The following is a 20446-nucleotide window of genomic DNA, read 5'->3' on the forward strand; positions in this document are numbered from 1 at the left end:
CAGTTGTTGATGGTGAACCGCTAATCGTTACCACATTGGCAGCCCAGTTACCTGTAACACCTGTTGGCAACCCACTAAAAGTAGTACCTGTTGCACCAGTGGTAGAATAGGTGATATTGGTAATTGCAGTATTGATACATCTTGTTTGTGCATCGGTTCCCACAGCAGATGTACGAGTTATAGTATTATTCGGTGTTACCGTAATAGTTCCTGTTGCAGTTACCGCAGGTGTTGTACAACCGCCTGTTGTAGTTACTGTATAGCTGAATGGCGAACCAACAGTTGTTGATGGTGAACCGCTAATCGTTACCACATTGGCAGCCCAGTTAGCAGTTACACCTGAAGGTACACCTGAGAAAGTTGCGCCAGTAGCACCGGTTGTTGTATACGTAATATTTGTAATAGGAGTAGAAATGCATTTGGTTTGTGCATCTGTACCAGCTGCCGATGATAAAGCAATTGTATTATTGGGTATTACAGTGAAGTCATCAACGCTTGTGCCATTACTTGATGAGGTCGTAATCTTAATTTTTCCAGTTACTGCACCATTGGGTAAAATAACGGTAATTTGGGTATCACTATTTACAGTAACAGTTGTGGCTGCTGTTCCATTAAAATCCACACTTAGAGCTCCTGACAAATTGGTTCCTGTTATTATTACCGTAGTGGCTGAATTTGAACATGCATTAGTTGGAGTAAAACTTGTTATTGTTTGCCCAAAACTATAAAGACTACTTAGAAACAATAGAATTATAAAGAAGTATTTTTTTTTCATGACACCTACGATTTAGAATCAAACAGTTAATGCTCTTATAAAATTCACATAGTTGAAACTAGATTGATTTTATAAGTAGAATAATATTTAGTGTAGGTGTACTGTTTCATTTTAAAAAAAAGGAAATTGGCTACAAACAATTTTATAGTTTAATTCTCGACATAATTTTTTTTAATATGAAATATAGATTTTGGGCTTATCTACCTTAAAGTTAAGTGTTTAAAAGTTATTGTTGTGTTTTGAAAACGTATTTTCGATTAAAGTATTTTTTCTGTCGATGAAATACTTTTTTTTAAGGAAAATTAATTTATTTTCAGACATTTTTTTTACATTGAATAAGGGCCAAAAAAAAACTGTCGTTCATGACAGTTTTTTGATTCTATAAAGGTTGGTTTGTAAAATTAAGGGATAATTATTTTTTTGCTAATATCTCCATTTGCGGTTTGAATTCTCGCAATATATACACCCGGATTTAAATTTTTTATTGGCAGCTCGATATTTTGTTGCGATTGGTCTTGAATTTCCCAAGTGGCAATTGATTGGCCATTCATATTATATAAAGTTACTTTTTGAAGATTTGTATCCATTGATTTATTATTAATCTCAAGAACATTTTTCCCTTGAAGACGCGTGATTTTTATATCATCGGATTTTGTGTTTTCTTTTTTGTCTTTTTCTCCCTTGGTTTCTTCTTTTTCTTTTTTGGTTTTTTGTTTAAAACACAATGAAAAACGATCGTTGTTTTCACCGCTTGGAATCAAAACTTCGTACTGTTTTTTTCGGATATCATTATAAGTGTCATTTTCCGAGTCATAAATAAACATTTTTTCATTTTTGTCGAAATTTTCAAGTCCATCAATCATGAATTTTACTTTTCCTTCGGTATCCGCTTTGACTCCAATAGGGTAAGAGTCATTTTTGTCAAAGTAGCCAACCCCTTGAATTACTAATTGATCCTCATCATTCAAAAAATACATGTCATTAGGAAAGTAATCAAAATTAAATCCGTCATAACCATTATCAATAGCTGAAGTTGCTTTTTCTTCCATGAATCCTAACAATACCTGACGATGATAATTATTATTGGAATTATAACCTAAACGAATTCTTTTGTAAGTATCCTTTTCTATAATGTCATTATTATTGTTCAAAATGTTCTCTTTCTTGTCTTTGACGGTTGATTTAAACATGCTATTAGAAACCCCTGTCTCATCTTCTTTATGGAAACCTCTTTGAGTATTTTTATAAGTAATAGGACCTCCTGAACCTACATTTCCGTATACAAAAAAGCTTTGTCCCACAGGAATAAATTGATTTGGAATACCTTTAGTACTAGAGCCTTGGCCACTTATAAAATCCACTCCTCCTGCTGTTGCAGGTACTCCACCGGTTAAATTTCTTTCGGCATAACCACCTTGATAATCCCGTAGAATATGGGTATCGTTTGTTGTAAACTGTTCCCAGAAATACAATGTGCCATCCATAGAAGCCAAATTGTCATTTATGAAAGCATTGGCATCCAGTGCAGAAGGATATGGATTTCCGGTTAAAAGCAGTTGATCGGCGCTAACACTATTGGAAGCAATTGTTCCATTATTTGGTTTCCCTACAAAGGTGTAGTTTTGAGTTCCTGATGACGCTCCACTTCCTTTTAGTGTAAACCCTTGCCCAACTCTGAGCGCACTTGTTTCATTTATTTGTGACCAGTTAGCATAAGCATTGGCAGAATTATCAAATTTATATATCCAGTATCTCGCTAAGCTAATAGGGGAGCCAGGCAATCCATCATAGCCACTAATCCAATTTATGTTTTGGGGTGTTGATGTAGTTCCGTCTTTCATTATACCGGCAACAGTATAATCAAGGTTGTTAGCCGTTGAATTTATAGGACTAACGGGAGAACTCCAATAATTATAATTGTATTTGTTGGATTGTCCTTGTTGGTCTCTTTCTATCGATCCAGTACTTGAAACATCTAAAACGCTTTCCATAGTTTGAATTAACTGAGATTTGCCTATTAAATCTATTTTGCCATTCAGTTTTAGATAACTGGAAACTTCAATTTTTGAATTATTTGCCGCACTTAATACGTTGCTAGTCACTACTAATCCCAAAACAGTCTTATTGAAATTAGAAGTGATATTATGTGCCGTTTTTACAATATTCCAATCTATTTTTGTTGTGCCATCTATGCCAATACTATTAGGTACATCCCAAACAGGATAATTAGTCCAAGTGGCATCTGTTTCCCAACTTCCATTAGCTACAGAGATATATGGTATTGGGGCAGTGTCTGGTTCTTGTACATAAATACCTTTCAATTTTCCATTTTTGGAGTTGCCTGATTTATCTACTAAATAACCGTTGAGGATATCACTTGTTCGATTCATTTGAAAATAACCTTCCAAATTAGTCAAACTTAATCCACTGACGTTTTTGGGTACAATTGCTCCTTTTATATTGCCACTACCGTCATTTACGATTTCCTGGTTCATCATTTGACGTATTTGATCAACTGTCAAAGAAACATTCCATATTCGCACCTCATCAATATAGCCATTAAAATAATTATAGGGAGTTGTATTGTTTTGGGCCATCGCACCCAAAATACAATCGACACTATTCAATGTTGGGTTTGTGCCTGAAGCGGTTTTTTCTAATAATCCGTCAATGTATAATTTGTAGTTAGTTCCGTCAAAAGTAACTCCTATGTGATACCATCTGTTAGTATCAATTGCATGAGTGGCGATTACAGAATTATTGTTCCAATTGAATGAAATTTTATTGTTTACTAATCTTAAATCATAACCATCAGCTGAACCCGTACTTAAGCGTTTAGAAATAATAGTTTGATTAGTACCATTAGCATCATTCGATTTTACCCAAGCTTCTACGCTAAAATTACCGTTGTTTAAATTAAAGTTATTTTTAAAGTTGATATGGTCATCAATTCCATCAAAATTCACAACATTGCATAGTGTAAAAGTGACAATCACATCATCTGTTGTGGAGCAACTGGTAGTCCATCTTAAAGTATATACCCCAAGATTAGTACTGTAAAATGTTGAACTTGGACTTGTGTTATTTGAAAAAATTTCTCCACCTCCGGCAGGCCCATTAATAATGGACCATACTCCAGTTTTTCCTGTTGATGCCCCCAATGTAACAGATTCTCCTCCACAAGAAGTTATTTGATCAGATCCAGCCATACTTGATAAGCAGGAACTTGCATCTATAGCTACTTTAATCGAGCCATCAATTGGCAAATGACAAGAGGTTGAATCATACCCCTGAAAAAAATATTTCGTAAAGGAAGATCCAGATGTAGCACCTGTGCCCGTTATGATTCCTGTTTCTAAAGAAACTTCAGGGCTACAACCCGCACTTAATATAATGGCGCAATCTGTTGTAACATTCAGGGTAAAGCTTAAATCAGCATAAACATATTCAGGATGACCAGACGTTATAGGTAATGTGCCTAAATTCCAAATAATTTTATTTGATGCTGAATCAAAATAGGGAGTATTGGTCGTGGTAAAGCCATGGTAAGTATGATATACAATAGTTGCTCCAGTACTGAAAATTGCGGTTGCCGGAATTGGGATCGCAATTATGGTGTTATTCGTAGCTTCAGAACCTTCATTAGTAATATTGAGGGAAAAATTGATTGTTTGTCCAGGCAAAGCATTTAAAATAGGAGGATTGGTAACATTATTAATAGATGTTACGCTTATTAATCCTTTCGGTTCCGGGATATAGGCATCTACTGACATGGCAAAAGCAAATATGGTATATACTTCAGAAGTGGAGCCAAATCTAAAAGTGGTAGAAGTTTGGTTGTTACCTATCACCGTATTTCCCACATTTGGGATGGTAAACATACTAAGGTCAATACCTGTATTGTTTTGTGAAATTGGATTACTCGTACCTGCAGCAGGAACCGGATAAATAGAAGAATTGAAGAAATTATTTGTTGCATTCTTTGGGTGAGATAATATTGAATAGCTTCCCGGATAACTCGAAGGATTCGCATTTAGTTTTTGCACTGCTAAATAATCTCCTGTTAAGGCTACATCTCCTTCAGCTGCCATTACTCCCAGTTTCATATTTACTTGTCCTGATCCAACAGTTGTAAATCCTGAAATAGGAATCGTTCCAAATTCGCCGCCTCCTGCAAGTTGACCATTTACAAAAGCATAACCATCAAAGAGAGTGACGGCACGACTTTTCATAGCTGGATTATCATAAATAACAATCATGCCCCAACCTCCTGAGTAGCCTGGATGTTGCGCATCAGCAGATCCATTATTCCCTTCAATCAAAGCGATATCGGCAACCATATAGGCGCCAGATCCGTGTGCTTTGACGTAAGCGGTGACATCTTGATACCCTATAAATATACCGCTATTAGATGACCCTGGAAATCTGATTTCTGAATTTGATCCATTAAGTTTTGCTGTGATTGAAGTATAAGCAGAAGAACCTGGACCTTTTAAAGAGATTACCTTTTTATCATAATTTTTTGATGGAGACAGTACGATGCCAGCAGAACTGGTAGATTGATATTGCCCTAAAGTTAAGCTTGTAGATACGTTTCGTACTAGACTTGTAATGGTAAATATTGGCCCCCAACTTGCATTTGATGTATATGGCATAGTAAATGTGGCTATTCCAACACTATTGTATGAAACGGCAACGTTAACTGCAGCACCACCATCGATACTAAGAGTGACAATAGATGCACCCGTTGTTGCATTTGTAAAGGTAAAAGCATAGCTGTGAGAATAGCCCGAAAAGGTATAAATTGGATAATAAGGAGAACTGCCTCCTCTGCTGACAGTCATCGTATAAGCAGTATTTGGACAAGTCTGGGTTGTTGATATTCTTCTATTGGCAACAAAAGTTTCATTTGCATCATCAGATTTACCGGTCCAGTAGAGTCCGGCATAAAGAATGTTAGAACAATTTTGATTGGCACCATTCTCGCCTCCATTAGAGAGTTCAAGAGTAGCCATAGACGAATTTAAAGTGTTTGAGTCGCCATCAATATCAACATATCTCATCTCATTATTCTGATTGTCAGTAGTGGCATTATAAGTTGAAAGGCTCAAGTTGGTATTACCTAACAATGTAAAATCACCCTTTACGTTATATATCTTTTGGGCTGGATTGGCTGCCGAAGTCCTTTGCATAAATGGAACCTGTGGAGATGTCAATGTCTGAGCCTCCATTTGAGTAGTTACAACAAAGAATAGTATTGAAAATAGTAAACAGTACCATTTGTAATTTATGTTTTTAAAGTATAGTTTTTTCATAATTTAATTGCGGTATATATTTTATTACAAAATGAATTAGATTAAAAAAGCAGCTGTATTGTGACTTTAAAATTATGTTTTTTGTTTTATTTAACAGTTTAAAAGCATAAATAATCGGTGAACTACATATTTTAAATTATTTAGTAAGTAAAATTTTATATAAAAAACAAAGATTGTTTTTATAAAATGTTCCTCTAGTGTACGCAATAAATAAAAAAAGCTTGATTGGAAAGGGGGTAATCTTTTTGGTTTTGGTTCCCAGAAAAACGAAAAGTATTTTTATCTGAATTGCCGGGGAATACAATCCTATTGTTCTTCAATATTGACAAAAAAGGGTATTGATTTATCCGATTTATTATAAAATATCATCCTTTTTGAATTTATTTTAAATATCTTTATACTAACTATTTAAGAAAAAAAACATGAAGACATCCGAATTATTCTCACCAAAAACAGTTGGCTCCATTGCATTGAAAAACGGAATTGTTATGGCACCAATGACAAGATGCAGAGCAATTGATAATATTCCTAACGAACTGATGGCAGAATATTATACACAACGTTCTAGTGCCGGATTGATAATAACGGAAGGAACATCGCCATCCCCTAATGGTCTTGGATATGCCCGGATTCCGGGTGTGTTTAGTGAGAAACAAGTGGAAGGATGGAAAAAAACAACAACGGCAGTCCATAAAAACGGAGGTAAAATAATAGTTCAGTTGATGCATTCCGGGAGAATCAGCCATCCGCTGAATATGCATAAAGATTTGCAGATACTAGCCCCGTCTGCTGTAAAAGCTGCAGGACAAATGTGGACCGATTTAAAAGGGTTGCAAGATTTTGTTGTTCCAAAAGAAATGACTCCACAAGAAATTTTACATGCCAGAACAGAATATGTTGCCGCGGCAGAAAATGGTTTGTTTGCTGGCTTTGACGGAGTTGAACTACATTCGGCTAATGGTTATCTTCTAGAAGAATTCCTTTCACCGATAAGTAATCTTCGAAAAGATAATTATGGAGGAAGTATTGAGAATCGTTGCCGTTTTGTGATTGAAGTTGTTGCTGCCGTTGCAAATGCCATTGGAAAAGAAAAAACAGGAATTCGTTTATCACCTTACGGGGTGGCCAGTGATATGCCTCATTATCCTGAAATTGATGCCACTTATGATTACTTGTCTAGGGAACTCAACAAATTGGACATTGCCTATATCCATCTTGTGGATCACTCGGCTATGGGAGCCCCTCCGGTTCCTTTGGAAATTAAAAAACTCATTCGAAACAATTTTAAAAACACCATTATCCTTTGTGGAGGCTATGATAAAGAAACTGCCGAAGCAGTTATTGAAAGTGGACTTACGGATTTGGTAGCTTTTGGGCGGCCATTTATTAATAATCCCGATCTTGTTGAAAGATTCAAAAATAATTGGCCCTTATCTCAGGAACTCAATATGGATTTGTTTTACACAGCGGACGAGAAAGGATATACGGATTACCCATTTTATAAAAAGGATTAAGCAATTAAGTTTATTTATATTTTTAGTAACCCATTCAAATAAAAGTGAAAGATATAAATCAATTGTTAGCTTTATTAGGCGATGAAAAAGACTTTTTGTTAAATCATGTCTGTAAAACAATCTTGAAAGATCAAATTCATTTGCCTGATAGTTCTCATATAGATTCTTATTTTTTGCAAAGTAATCGAAATGCGCAAGCGATTCGAAGCTTGACTCAATTATACCATCATGGAAGGCTTTCAGGCACGGGTTATATTTCAATTTTGCCGGTAGATCAAGGGATTGAGCATACTGCCGGAAGTTCTTTTTCTCCAAATCCCATTTATTTTGATCCTGAAAACATTGTCAAATTAGCCATTGAAGCCGGTTGTAATGCAGTAGCTTCTACTATGGGCGGATTGGCAATGTTGTGTAGAAAATATGCGCATAAAATTCCATTTGTGGTAAAAATAAATCACAACGAACTACTTACTTATCCTAATAAATACGACCAAATCATGTTTGCGAGTGTTCGCGACGCTTGGAATATGGGTGCTGTGGCTGTAGGAGCGACCGTTTATTTTGGCTCTTCCGAATCGGACAGGCAAATCATAGAAGTCGCAAAGGCTTTTGAAGAGGCACATAATTTGGGTATGGCCACTATTCTTTGGTGCTATTCCAGAAATGATGCTTTTCTAAAAGATGGTTTCGATTACAATACAGCAGCTGACATTACCGGTCAAGCCAATTATCTAGGTGTTTCCATTCAGGCGGATATTATTAAACAAAAGTTACCAACCAATAACGGTGGTTTTACGGCTGTAAAATTTTCTAAAACAAATCCGGATATGTACACTAAATTAGCCAGTGATCATCCCATAGATTTATGCCGCTATCAGGTACTGAATTGTTATTCTGGACGTATTAGTATGATTAATTCAGGAGGAGAGTCAAAAGGGGAAAGTGATTTGGCCGAAGCCATAAAAACGGCTGTGATTAACAAACGGGCAGGTGGAGCTGGGATGATTATGGGGCGAAAAGCTTTCCAGCGTCCTTTCAGCGAAGGCCTAGCCCTCATAAATGCGGTGCAGGAAATTTACTTGGCTAAAGGAATTTCTATAGCTTAATCCTTGATTTTAGATAATAATGCTAATCATGATAGTATTTTTTGTGCCGTTAGATTATTTGCGAGAGCAAATACCTATAGTTATTAATTAAGTTTAAAATTCGGCAGAGTGCCTTCAATGTCATTAAGTTAACCCATTGGGTGCAATTATTTAAAAATAACAAAAGTTGTTATTTTGTCATTCCGACAGAGGAGGAAGGAATCACATGATAAATTCACAAAATGCGATTTTTCGTTCCTCGAAATGATAAAATCAATAAGTATTAACTATAAAATTTGTAATTTTTAATAATTAAATCTAATTACACCCAGCGGGTTAAGTTAAGAAAAACAGATAAAATGATTGCTGATTTCTGATTAACAATTTTTAATTTCAGATGTGATAGATTCCGTAAAATTGATAATATCATATTTACCAACACCAAATTAGAAATCTGCAATCGTTAATCTTCAATCTAAAATCTCTTAATGTTAATGACCTTACGCGCGCGCAGGCGAGGAAGATTAATTTTTAATAATACAATCTAAAATCGAGTAGTTTACAAAGAGCATAATGTTTTTGATGTAATTCTTCTACAATTTCGACAACATTATCTTGTTCTTCAAATAAGCTAAAGAACGCTTTGTCTAGGGCACTGCTGGTCAATTTATGAAATGTTGCTCCATAACCTGAAACGGCACGTGCTCCAGTAATGTCTAAAAAATATTGGGCCTCTTCCTGGCTTAAGTCTAATACCTTTGCATTGGCAAAATGCAAAATTTTCCCTGTCATTTTTCCTTCAAAGAGCTCGGCTATTTCTTCTAAGCTATAGTAATAGTCATTGATGCATATGTTGTTTCCTTCTCCTGGCATGACTAAGTAGATTATTTCATAGTCCTTAAAATTATGGTCCTCGTAAAGCAATGCATTTAAACTTTCTTCTAATCCTTCAATAGTATCGCATGTTTTATAAATGCTGGCAATACCTTTCTCAAGGGCCAATTGCTCTAAGTTTTTAACCACTTCGGTAGTGGTGGCAGTTTCTATATCGGAAACGGCTTCGAGGCAGAAAATAAATGAATCAGAATCCATGAAATTTAGTTTATGTAGATGATCTGTTTTTATTTGGTAAGTACAATATAGTACTCTTCATCGTCCTCAAAAAAAGCATTGAAGTCAAAATCATTTTCACTATCGAAGTCTTGCTCGCTTGGCGGAATAGCCCCTGGAGGATTGAATAATCCCCAATCGTCCCAGATATGATTATTGGTGTCAAAACGGGCTACCCATTCTATAAACAATAGCCTAAAATCGTTTAACTCTTTGCGAATGAGTTGGATGTATTCTAATTCTTTATAGTTTTTATGCATTCGCAAACTGCCTACCTGCACATACAAATGCATGGCATGTTCTCTAATTATTGCCGCTTTTTGCATGCGGATGCTGTACAAATCGCCACCTTCTGCACCAGCAATTTTCGCAGAAATAATCATGGCATCCTCACGCATAAAGTGTTTTGTGTCTTGTATGTAGGCATCCTCTTCAGGAAGCGAAGCTACTAAGCTTTCTACTAATTGATAAATCAATTCTGCTTTTTGGAAAAGTGGTAGGTTGCGGGTTTCGTCTAAGCGGGACATTTATTTATTTATTAGGGTTTTATACTCTTATTTGTACTTTCTTGCATTGTCCGGTTTTTAAATCTGAGAAAGCGGGATTTATTAGGTTTGTGGACACGGATTTTATAACTGATATCAAAATTACTCAAGAATGAAATTCCTTGTTAGCTTTTAACAATAAATAGTTATTAACTTTTGTTGAAGAAATGGTGTTGGAAATATGAGAATTTGGAGCAAAACATCACTCCTTTACGTCACTACTAGGGTTGAGGTCTGCGGAATATTTCAAATTTTAAACAAAAAAATACTATTAAACAATTGATGTTAGGGTTTTTGCTTTGGTAGCGAGACCGAGATTCTAACTCGGGACCTCAGGGTTATGAATTTGATATTTTCACCAAATAAACACCGAGTTATATACTGTTACAGAGCTTGAAAATTAAGTAATCGTGTACGGATTCGTGCACGGTTAATATTAAAATTTTAAGCTGAATTAATGAAAATTTATAAAGGTTAAAGAACTTATTTTAATATTTTTTTTATTTTCAAAATTTTTGAGATTTGAATCGTTAAACCTGAATTTATGCTAAAATTTAATTAATAGTATTTTCTTTAATTTCTGAAACTTCTCTTTTTAATTCTAATAGAATTTCTTTTAAACTTTCAATTTCGGTTAGTGGCTGTTTGTTATCATTTCGTCCAATATTACATTGGAATTCCCAGATTTCTAAAATTTCAGAAAACTTTACTTCATAATTAGGATAAAACCTATTATCAGATTCCAAAACCAAAGCGTTTTTTTTGTTTTTATTCAAACGCTTATAAACCATACCATGATTTTTAGTAATTAGAATATAGGTTTTACCATCTTGTACCTGTCCAATATTTTCAACGTAGCGTCCCACAATTATTGAACCTTCCTCATGTGGTGGCATCGAATCACCTTCAACAGGAAACCCACGGTGTTTACCTGATCCTAAAAAAGGTAATGAAATTTGTTGTAAACTCTCAATATATTCTGGATCAGCATATCCACTCAAATAACCCGCCTTAACTTTTTGAGTTACAATTTCAATACTATTATCTCCATTGGGCTCAATTTGAATAGGTAAAATAATTCGATTGTTTTCTAAATTAATTAAATCTTGAAAATCTATTTTACGAATGTCCACAGACAGTAATAAATCAATACTGATATGAAAATGATAGGCAATTTTTTTCAATATTTCATACGGTGCCTCAGAGGTACCATCCTCGTATTTTACATACCGTCCTCTGGTAATTTGCAAATGCTCGGCTAATTTTTCCTGAGAAATTTTACTCTTAACTCTTAAAGCTCTGATATTGTCTGAAAATAAGGACATAACTATTTTGTTATAATTTATAACAACAAAGATAGGCAAAAAAGTTAGTATCTGTGCTAATTTTGTAGCCTACAAAATAAAGAAAATGACAAGGGCTATTGTACATCTCGATATGAATACATTTTTTGTATCCTGCGAAAGAATTACTAACTCTCAATTGGAAGGTATACCTCTGATTATTGGTGGTGGTGATCGTGGCGTTGTAGCTTCTTGTTCCTATGAAGCACGTCGTTTTGGTGTGCGTTCTGCGATGCCTATCAATATGGCACTTAAACTTTGTCCACAAGCTAAAGTGATGAAGGGGGATATGGAATTATATTCCAAGTATTCTCATACGATAACTGAAATTATTCAGGAAAAAGCACCTGTTGTGGAAAAAGCCAGTATCGATGAGTTTTATCTTGACATTACTGGTATGGATAAATTTTATGGTAGTTACAAATGGACTAGCGAACTGGCCAAAAGTATAACAAAAGAAACCGGATTACCTTTAACTTTTGCTTTGTCAGTTAACAAAACAGTTTCAAAAATTGGTACGGGAGAAGGAAAACAGAAAATGAATCTTGAAATACCGGAGCACATGGTAAAGTCCTTTTTAAATCCTTTATCGATACAAAAAATCCCTATGGTTGGTGATGTTACTTTTCGACTTTTATCAAGAATAGGCATACGGACCATACAAACCCTCTCTGAAATGCCTGTAGAAGTACTTCAACAAATGATTGGGAAAAACGGTATTGATATTTGGAAAAAAGCCAATGGTGTTGATACTAATCCGGTAGAACCGTACTCGGAGCGAAAATCAATTTCTACGGAACATACATTTTCTCAAGATACTATTGATTTAGCCAAATTAAAATCGATACTGATGGGAATGGTCGAAAAACTCGCTTTTCAATTGCGATCAGAACAGTGGTTGACTTCCACAATTGTAGTTAAAATTCGGTATGCCAACTTCGACACGGAAACCAAACAGTGTAAAATAGCCTACACCTCTGCGGATCATATACTCACTACAAATGTTATTGAGCTATTTGATAAATTGTATCAGAGACGCATGAGACTGCGTTTGATTGGAATTCGTTTTAGTGGGCTTGTGAGGGGTACTTACCAGATTAATCTTTTTGAAGATACGGAGGAAATGTTATCCCTTTATGCTGCCATGGATAAAATTAAATCTCGTTATGGTTTTGATGCGGTCATGCGTTGTGCGGGAGCATCATTTAAACCCAATAACAAAGATGAAATTTTAAAACGAAAAGTATAAAAACCTAAATAAAAAGTGCCTCATGTATCTCAACTGTCATTCTTTTCATTCCTTGCGTTACGGCACTATTCCACTTGTAGACCTGATTAGTCAAGCCGTAACTTGTGGTGTAAAAGCGATGGCATTAACCGATATCAATACTGTAACTGGAATTTATGATTTTATAAAAGGCTGTGATGCTGAAGGAATCAAACCTTTGGTAGGTATCGAATTTCGTGCTGAAAATGCAATGCGGTACATAGGCTTAGCTAAAAATGCAGATGGACTAGCAGAAATGAATCGGTTTCTTACTACTTATAATTTCAGTGAAGAATCATTGCCTATTCACGCTCCAGAATTCGATTCCGTTTTTATTATTTATACTGTAGAAAATGCACCTGAAACTCTTCGTGACAATGAATTTATTGGTATTCGTCCAGAGGAAGTTTCCAAACTTTTTTCTTTAGAACTTAAAAGTAAAATAAACAAAATGGTGGTGTTGCAACCCGTAACTTTTAGAACCAAAAAAGAATTTAATCTTCATAAAATATTAAGAGCAATAGATTCAAATGTTCTTTTATCAAAACTAACGGATGCGGATTATTGTAAAACTTCTGAAGTTTTTCAACCTTTAGAGTCTCTTTTATCATTCTATGCTGAATATCCCGAAATTATTCACAACACGGAACAATTAATCAATCAATGTAATTTTTTATTTGATTTTAAAACACCAAAAAACAAAAAATTTTATACCAATAATCGCCAGAGTGATATCGCTTTATTAACCTCATTGGCTCAACAAGGACTTCTATGGCGATATGGAAAAAATAACATTCAGGCAAAAGCACGCATTGCGAAGGAACTTAAAGTTATTGATCAGTTAGAATTTAGCGGATACTTTTTGATAACCTGGGATATTATTCGGTATAGTAACAGCAGGGGCTTTATGCATATTGGTCGAGGTAGTGGTGCAAACAGTATAATTGCTTATTGTCTTGGAATTACGGATATATGCCCATTGGAACTTGATTTATACTTCGAGCGTTTCTTAAACGTAAACAGAAAAAGTCCACCTGATTTCGATATTGATTGGAGTTGGAAAGAACGTGATGTTATTTTGGAATATATCTTCAATCGGTATGGGAAAGATCATGTCGCTTTTTGTGGGACAAATGTCGAATTTAAATACCGATCTATTTTTAGGGAAGTTGGAAAAGTATTCGGACTTCCGAAAGAAGAATTAGACTTGCTGGCAAAAAATCCCATGAAACTTCATGAAAAGAATAGTATTGTGACATTTGTTCAAAATTACGGCATGATGTTAGAAAAATATCCCAATCAACGGAGTATGCATTCTTGTGGTATTTTGATTTCTGAAGAACCCATAACGAATTACACACCACTGGAAATGCCACCCAAAGGTTTTCCAATTGTCCTTTTTGATATGCATGTAGCAGAAGATATTGGTTTTGAAAAATTCGATATTTTAAGTCAAAGGGGTATAGGTCACATTGATGATAGTGTCAAACTTATTGAGAAAAATAAAGGGATTCGGGTAAATATCAGAGATACTTCGATATCTAAAAACGAAAAAGTAGCCAATAGTCATTTATCGCAGGGAAACACTATTGGCTGTTTTTATATTGAAAGTCCTGCAATGAGAGGATTGTTGCGAAGACTCAAATGCGATAATTATAAAACTTTGGTTGCTGCTTCTTCCATTATTCGTCCCGGTGTGGCAAAATCGGGAATGATGAAGGAATATATTTTTCGCCATAACAATCCCACCCAGTTTGAATACTTTCATGACGTTTTTAAAGAGCAGTTAGGTGAAACGTATGGCATTATGGTGTATCAGGAAGATGTCATCAAAATAGCATTGCATTATGGTGGATTACCAGCAGCCGACGGAGATATATTGAGACGTGCTATGTCCGGAAAAGGACGATCACTGGAAGCACTGAAAAAAGTAAAAGATGATTTTTTTATTTCATGTGCTCAAAACGGTCACCCTGCTGCATTGAGCGAAGAAATTTATCGTCAAATAGAATCCTTTGCAGGGTATTCTTTTTGTAAAGCACACTCTGCATCTTATGCAGTAGAAAGTTATCAAAGTTTATATTTGAAAGTATATCATCCCATAGAATTTATGGTTGCAGTAATCAACAATCAAGGCGGATTTTACAGAACAGAGGTTTATGTTCATGAAGCCAGAATGGCTGGTGCTACGATCCATAATCCATGTGTTAATAAAAGCAATTATGAAACCAATGTATATGGAACGGATGTGTATCTTGGTTTCATGCATGTACTTAGTTTGGATAGTAAAATGGCTTTGTTTATTGAATCAGATCGAGAGAAAAATGGAGACTTTTTATCTTTAGAAGATTTCATTAATCGCATTCCAATGGGTTTAGAAAGTATTAAAATATTGATTTTCATAGGAGCATTTAGTTTTACAGGAAAAAATAAAAACCAACTATTAGTCACCGCAAGTTTGTTGCTTAACAACTTAAAACCTGAGAATAAGAATCTGATGTTGCTGCAAGAGCCGGTAAAGGAGTTTAAACTTCCCAATTTAGAACGTTCTATTTATGAAGATGCTTTTGATGAAATTGAACTATTAAGCTTTCCGGTTTCGTGTACAGTTTTTGACTTACTTCAAACGAAATATCGAGGGGATGTAATGGCCAAAAATTTACTAATTCATCGCAAAAAACAAGTTAAGATGTTGGCTTATCTTATTTCAAGAAAACAAGTTCCCACAAAACGAGGGACTATGTATTTCGGTACATGGATTGATAATCAAGGCACATATTTTGATACAGTACATTTTCCAGATAATCTGCTTCAATATCCTTTTCTGGGTGGAGGATGTTATCTGTTACTGGGGGTAGTAGAAGTTGATTATCATTTTCCAACAATTACAATACTAAAAATGGCTAAAATGCCCTTTGTTCCTGATCCTCGTTACATGGACACCAAGGATCAATATAAAACACAACAACAAATTAAGGAAGATGTCAGTAGCACTCAGAGAGCACCTTATCCACAAGAACATGAAATTAATCTACCTAGACACAGAATGAGTCTGTAAAGTGCAAAAGCGAAAGAGATTTATTTAAAAATAAACAACAATGAAAAAGATGGAATATGCCATAGTAGATATCGAAACCACTGGTGGAAATGCTCGTGGAAGTCGAATTACTGAAATTGCAATAGTCATACATAATGGTGAGGAAGTTATTGAACGATACGAAACCCTTGTTAATCCACAAAAAGACATTCCTTTGCCCATATTTGCATTAACAGGCATTAATAATGAGTTAGTAAAAGATGCGCCTATTTTTGATGATATTTCAGAGAGAGTACTTCAGTTGCTGACTGATCGTGTCTTTGTAGCGCACAATGTTAATTTCGATTACTCCTTTGTTCACCATCAATTAAATGAAGCGGGGTTTAAATGGACGGCAAAAAAATTATGTACCGTTCGAGCTACAAGAAAAATTATTCCGGGTATTGCGTCTTATAGTCTGGGAAGATTATGTAAATCATTGGATATTCCGCTAGAGAATAGACATCGTGCTGGAGGTGATGCAGATGCAACTGCTATATTGTTTTCTAGATTATTAGCATGTGATCAAGAGGGTATAATTGATAAAATGATCAAAAAAACGGCACAAGATCAACGTTTGCCCCCGAATTTGCCCCCGGATGATTTTCTTAAATTACCTGAAAAATCAGGTGTATATTATTTTTATAATGCAGTGAAAACGGTTATTTATGTTGGAAAAGCGATTAATATTAAAAAGCGAGTAGCCTCTCATTTCACGGGCAATAATATAAGTTCACAAAGACAAAATTTTTTACGCGAGATTCACAGTATTTCATTTGAAATTTGTGCTACTGAATTAATGGCACTAGTATTGGAATGTACAGAAATCAAAAAACTAAGGCCAGCATACAATCGTGCACTCAAACGCTTTGAGCCTAAATATGGTCTTTACCAATATGAAGCAAGAAATGGATATAAATATTTAGCAATTGGAAAACTAACTAAGTTTCAATCTTCTATTGAACATTTCAGTCAAAAACATGAAGGTATAAATGTATTACAGAGTTTGGCGCAACAGTTTGACTTGGATTCTAGATTTTGTCACTATTGCACGACAGAAAATAAAACAAATATACAGGCATGTGATTTTGTTAATTTGCCTGATGTAGAAATTCATAATGAAAAAGTCGAAAATGCGATCAAATCTTTACTGAGTAGCAGGACCAGTTTTGCCATTATTGATAAAGGTAGAACTACAGATGAACGCAGTTGCATTTGGGTAGAAAATGGCCACTTTTACGGGATGGGGTACATTACTTCTGATATTGCAATCACCGATCCTTCAGAAATAAAGGATTATGTTACACTTTACAAAAGCAATCAATATATTATGGGGTTAATTTACAAATATGTAGATAATAATCCCCGGAAGATTTTTACAATTCAAAAACAATATGACGAGTAGATTAAATAGGATTTTTTAGATTTTTAAATTTGATAGTTTGGAAATTAAAATATTTGGCTAAAGTTCAAATTATTAAAATGAAAAATTATATTTCATTTATACTTTTCTGTTTGATGTTTATTAAAATTTGTATCACGATTTATGAAATTCCTCACTCCCGTTCCTCACTCCATTCCTCACTTGAGTGCTTTAAAGTCTATATTTTCAAAATACAATCCCAATAAAAAACCATTAAACAACTGGATTTTAATGGTTTGTGTGTATCGAGACCGAGATTTGAACTCGGGACCTCAGGGTTATGAAAATTAAAATTATTCTTTTTTAATTATATATGTGTATGATTACTAGTTATTTAAATTTTTATGAATTCTGATATTTACTTTTTATTGGTGTTTTTCTCACTCCACTATATTAATATTTAGATACTATAACATATAAAATTTCGATACAGCTAACAGCCTAGTGTTTGCATATGATAAGGTACTGTCCAATATAGGATGATATAATTAGATTGGTTGATGCCACAGAACCCAATTGAGATTAATTTTTTTTGAATATTACATATCGTGTCCCTCCATAGGATTGGTTCCTTTACGGAATTTGTATTCGCTATTTATTGCATAAGCACCCGTAATGACCACTTTTTTGGCAGGATCTATTTCTGATTTAATTTCTATCATGCCATTGGTTTCCATTCCCGTTTCTACCATAACGTTTTCAAATACGCCATGTCTTTTTTCAATCCATATATAAGAGGCGTTTTCTTCTCTTATAACAGCATCCGTTGGAAGGAATAATCCTTTCACATTAGGTTGTGTTAATTTTGCCATTGCCTGCATACCGGGTTTTAACAGTAAGTTTGGATTTGGGACTTCCATACGGATTAAAAGCAATCTGCTATCTGGGTTTATTTCCGGGTTAATAAATGAAACTGTGGCATTTATTGTTTTATCGGGATAATCCGTAAATGAAATTTTTGCATTTTGTCCAATTTTTAAGCTTTTTGCATAGTTTACATTCACTTGTGCTTCAAGCCAGAGAGTATTTAAATCCGCTAATTTAAGTATTGCCAACCCTTCCATGATATAGCTGCCTTCTGTGGCTATTATTTCCGTAACATACCCACTGGATGTGCTGTAGAAAGTAGTGTAGGGAGAAATTTCATTGCTCTTTTTTATACTTTCAATTTGGGTGTTGGACAAACCAAAGAACAATAGTTTCTGTTTGGCTGCATTTAGCATCGTTTTAGCATTTTTTCCAAAATCTCCTGGCATTGCAAGCTGTTTATAGGCTGTGAAATAATCTTGCTTGGCTATCGCAATATCTTCGCTGTATAATTGATAAACCGCTACGTTTTTACTAATATAATCCCCTGTGGTTTTGAAATACAGCTTTTCGATACGTCCCATCGCCCGGGAGGATATGGTTTTAATTTTTTCCTGGTTGATCGTTAAAACACCCGTATAGGTTTCTTCTAAACTATTTCCTGATTCTGTTATCGTTTGCATAGTGATGTTACCCAATTTTATTTGCTGGTCACTCAATGCTATTTCGTTAGCTGCTGATTCATCGTTTTTTACTGGTGTTAAGGTCATGTGACAAATAGGACATTTTCCCGGTTTGCTTTCCCTTATCTGCGGATCCATAGCGCAAGTATAGTAAACACTTTCTTTTGCAGGATGTTTGCTACGGTCTTCTTTGTTTTTAGTATTACAAGCCATTACTATTGTAAATAGTATAAATAAGATACTAATGTTTTTTAATGCTTTCATGTTTTAGTCTGTTTTAATAAAACTTTCGCTGTCAATTAAATATTGTGCATTTTTAGCAATTGTATCTTCAACCGAAATACCGTCTATTATCTGGATAAAATCATTGATCTCCATTCCTGTTTTTATCTCTTTTGCTTTAAAACCATTATCCATTTTTATGAAAACTATTTTTTTATTTCCAATGGTTACCAAAGCTTCTTTTTCCAGCCAAATCCCTTTTGTCGGATTTGTTTTCACCACGCCTTGTAATCGTAAACCAATGGGTAACTTTAGCGAACTGTTATTTAAATAAACTCTAATTCTATTGGTTCTGTCCGTTTGGTTGAATTGTGTTTCAATAAAATTTACTTTAGCCCTTATAGGTTCATTTTCGTTAAATTCTGACGAAATAAGGATAGGCTGGTTTATTTTAATTAAACTGTTATACCCTTGTAAGACATTAAAAACACCCCAAACTTTATCGGTATTTACTAATTTAAAAACGACTTCATTTTTTTTAATGTAATCTCCTTCTTTAATGGTTAAAGCTTCAGTAGTTATATTAGAGTTTTGCATGCTGCCCTCTTTACTTTGGGTCATGCTTTCCGTTCCCTGAATAATTCCGGAAGCGGGACTGTATATCGAAATTACCGGATTTGCTTTTTTGGCGGAAGCCAATGCATTTATTTGATTAAGCGTCATTCCGTAGAGCAGTAATTTTTGCTTTGATGCTTTAATGATTGATTGATTCTCTTTATCATTGGTGATTAAATAGATGAAGTTTTGCTGTTCGGTGAGTAATTCAGGACTGTATATGTCAAAAAGTTTTTGCCCTTTAGTTACCTTTTGGTATTTATAATTGACATACATTCTTTCTATTCTGCCACTCATTCTTGCCGCAATATTTACGGAGGAATTGGGGTCGTATGCTACAATTCCAGGCAAATTTATTTCGCTGTTTATAATGGTATCTTTTGGTGTGATGGTTTTATAATTACCCACTATAAAGTTATCGGTACGCTTTAAAAGATTCTCGATTGAAGTACTTTTCGAGCTTTGTTTTTTTACTAAAGTCATTCCGCAAATAGGGCAGTTTCCTGGTTTGTCCCGAATGATTTGTGGGTGCATCGAACAAGTATATAGTTCTTTTTGATGCTGATTGTTTATGGGTTCATTTGACCTTATTGCGAAGTAATAGATTGCAAATCCAATAATGGAAATCACTATAACGATTAAACTATATTTTAAGTACCGATTCAT

Annotated in this window: 13 protein-coding genes; 6 read left to right on the forward strand and 7 right to left on the reverse strand. The window is 34.7% G+C overall.

The window, feature by feature from the left end:
• On the reverse strand, window positions 1-775 hold a 775-nt coding region (locus tag ACFX5E_RS12815), incomplete at its 3' end, for an IPT/TIG domain-containing protein (RefSeq protein ID WP_379855550.1).
• A gap of 401 nt (window positions 776-1176) precedes the next feature.
• Window positions 1177-6090: a LamG-like jellyroll fold domain-containing protein gene (locus tag ACFX5E_RS12820; RefSeq protein ID WP_379855551.1), complete on the reverse strand. Its 4914-nt coding sequence runs from the start codon at window positions 6088-6090 to the stop codon at window positions 1177-1179.
• Between the two features lie 422 nt (window positions 6091-6512).
• Here ACFX5E_RS12820 and ACFX5E_RS12825 point away from each other — a divergent pair, with 422 nt between their 5' ends.
• Both ACFX5E_RS12825 and ACFX5E_RS12830 read left to right on the forward strand, forming a co-directional pair.
• Window positions 6513-7604, forward strand: a complete 1092-nt coding sequence (locus tag ACFX5E_RS12825) for an alkene reductase (RefSeq protein ID WP_379855552.1) — start codon at window positions 6513-6515, stop codon at window positions 7602-7604.
• Between the two features lie 44 nt (window positions 7605-7648).
• A complete protein-coding gene (locus ACFX5E_RS12830) occupies window positions 7649-8710 on the forward strand; it encodes a class I fructose-bisphosphate aldolase (protein ID WP_379855554.1) in 1062 nt (353 codons plus the stop codon).
• A 510-nt stretch (window positions 8711-9220) separates the two neighbouring features.
• Here ACFX5E_RS12830 and ACFX5E_RS12835 read toward each other — a convergent pair.
• The 3 genes from ACFX5E_RS12835 to ACFX5E_RS12845 form a co-directional block, all read right to left on the reverse strand.
• Window positions 9221-9781 (reverse strand): DUF6642 family protein, encoded by a 561-nt coding sequence (locus ACFX5E_RS12835; protein WP_379855555.1) that lies wholly within the window; start codon window positions 9779-9781, stop codon window positions 9221-9223.
• 29 nt (window positions 9782-9810) lie between these two features.
• Entirely contained in the window at window positions 9811-10326 is a 516-nt protein-coding gene (locus tag ACFX5E_RS12840; protein ID WP_379855556.1) for a hypothetical protein, read from the reverse strand.
• Between the two features lie 572 nt (window positions 10327-10898).
• On the reverse strand, window positions 10899-11669 hold the full coding sequence (locus tag ACFX5E_RS12845) for an XRE family transcriptional regulator (protein WP_379855557.1): 771 nt from the start codon (window positions 11667-11669) through the stop codon (window positions 10899-10901).
• Window positions 11670-11754: 85 nt separating this feature from the next.
• Between ACFX5E_RS12845 and dinB the strand changes: the two genes are divergently transcribed.
• From dinB to ACFX5E_RS12865, 4 genes are all read left to right on the forward strand, one after another.
• The gene (gene dinB / locus ACFX5E_RS12850; protein ID WP_379855558.1) at window positions 11755-12936 is read left to right on the forward strand and encodes a DNA polymerase IV; all 1182 of its coding nucleotides are present in this window, start codon (window positions 11755-11757) and stop codon (window positions 12934-12936) included.
• 22 nt (window positions 12937-12958) lie between these two features.
• Window positions 12959-16012, forward strand: a complete 3054-nt coding sequence (locus tag ACFX5E_RS12855; protein WP_379855559.1) for a DNA polymerase III subunit alpha — start codon at window positions 12959-12961, stop codon at window positions 16010-16012.
• A gap of 40 nt (window positions 16013-16052) precedes the next feature.
• Window positions 16053-17435 carry an exonuclease domain-containing protein gene (locus ACFX5E_RS12860; protein WP_379855560.1) on the forward strand — a complete coding sequence of 461 codons (1383 nt, stop codon included), beginning with the start codon at window positions 16053-16055 and terminating at the stop codon, window positions 17433-17435.
• A 141-nt stretch (window positions 17436-17576) separates the two neighbouring features.
• Window positions 17577-17744: a hypothetical protein gene (locus tag ACFX5E_RS12865; protein ID WP_379855561.1), complete on the forward strand. Its 168-nt coding sequence runs from the start codon at window positions 17577-17579 to the stop codon at window positions 17742-17744.
• Between the two features lie 248 nt (window positions 17745-17992).
• On the opposite strand, the gene ACFX5E_RS12870 is transcribed toward ACFX5E_RS12865, so the two are convergent.
• Complete coding sequence (locus ACFX5E_RS12870; RefSeq protein ID WP_379855562.1) at window positions 17993-19207, reverse strand: efflux RND transporter periplasmic adaptor subunit; 1215 nt, start codon at window positions 19205-19207, stop codon at window positions 17993-17995.
• Window positions 19208-19210: 3 nt separating this feature from the next.
• Window positions 19211-20446 (reverse strand): heavy metal-binding domain-containing protein, encoded by a 1236-nt coding sequence (locus ACFX5E_RS12875; protein ID WP_379855563.1) that lies wholly within the window; start codon window positions 20444-20446, stop codon window positions 19211-19213.

It is taken from the genome of Flavobacterium xylosi, from assembly GCF_042787345.1.
GTDB lineage: Bacteria > Bacteroidota > Bacteroidia > Flavobacteriales > Flavobacteriaceae > Flavobacterium > Flavobacterium xylosi.

Coding starts and splice junctions, on each gene's coding strand:
- ACFX5E_RS12835 (WP_379855555.1), bottom strand. CDS start 9,781: ATGGATTCTGATTCATTTATTTTCTGCCTCGAAGCCGTTTCCGATATA.
- ACFX5E_RS12840 (WP_379855556.1), bottom strand. CDS start 10,326: ATGTCCCGCTTAGACGAAACCCGCAACCTACCACTTTTCCAAAAAGCA.
- ACFX5E_RS12855 (WP_379855559.1), top strand. CDS start 12,959: ATGTATCTCAACTGTCATTCTTTTCATTCCTTGCGTTACGGCACTATT.
- ACFX5E_RS12875 (WP_379855563.1), bottom strand. CDS start 20,446: ATGAATCGGTACTTAAAATATAGTTTAATCGTTATAGTGATTTCCATT.
- ACFX5E_RS12845 (WP_379855557.1), bottom strand. CDS start 11,669: ATGTCCTTATTTTCAGACAATATCAGAGCTTTAAGAGTTAAGAGTAAA.
- ACFX5E_RS12865 (WP_379855561.1), top strand. CDS start 17,577: ATGAAATTCCTCACTCCCGTTCCTCACTCCATTCCTCACTTGAGTGCT.
- dinB (WP_379855558.1), top strand. CDS start 11,755: ATGACAAGGGCTATTGTACATCTCGATATGAATACATTTTTTGTATCC.
- ACFX5E_RS12820 (WP_379855551.1), bottom strand. CDS start 6,090: ATGAAAAAACTATACTTTAAAAACATAAATTACAAATGGTACTGTTTA.
- ACFX5E_RS12860 (WP_379855560.1), top strand. CDS start 16,053: ATGAAAAAGATGGAATATGCCATAGTAGATATCGAAACCACTGGTGGA.
- ACFX5E_RS12870 (WP_379855562.1), bottom strand. CDS start 19,207: ATGAAAGCATTAAAAAACATTAGTATCTTATTTATACTATTTACAATA.
- ACFX5E_RS12825 (WP_379855552.1), top strand. CDS start 6,513: ATGAAGACATCCGAATTATTCTCACCAAAAACAGTTGGCTCCATTGCA.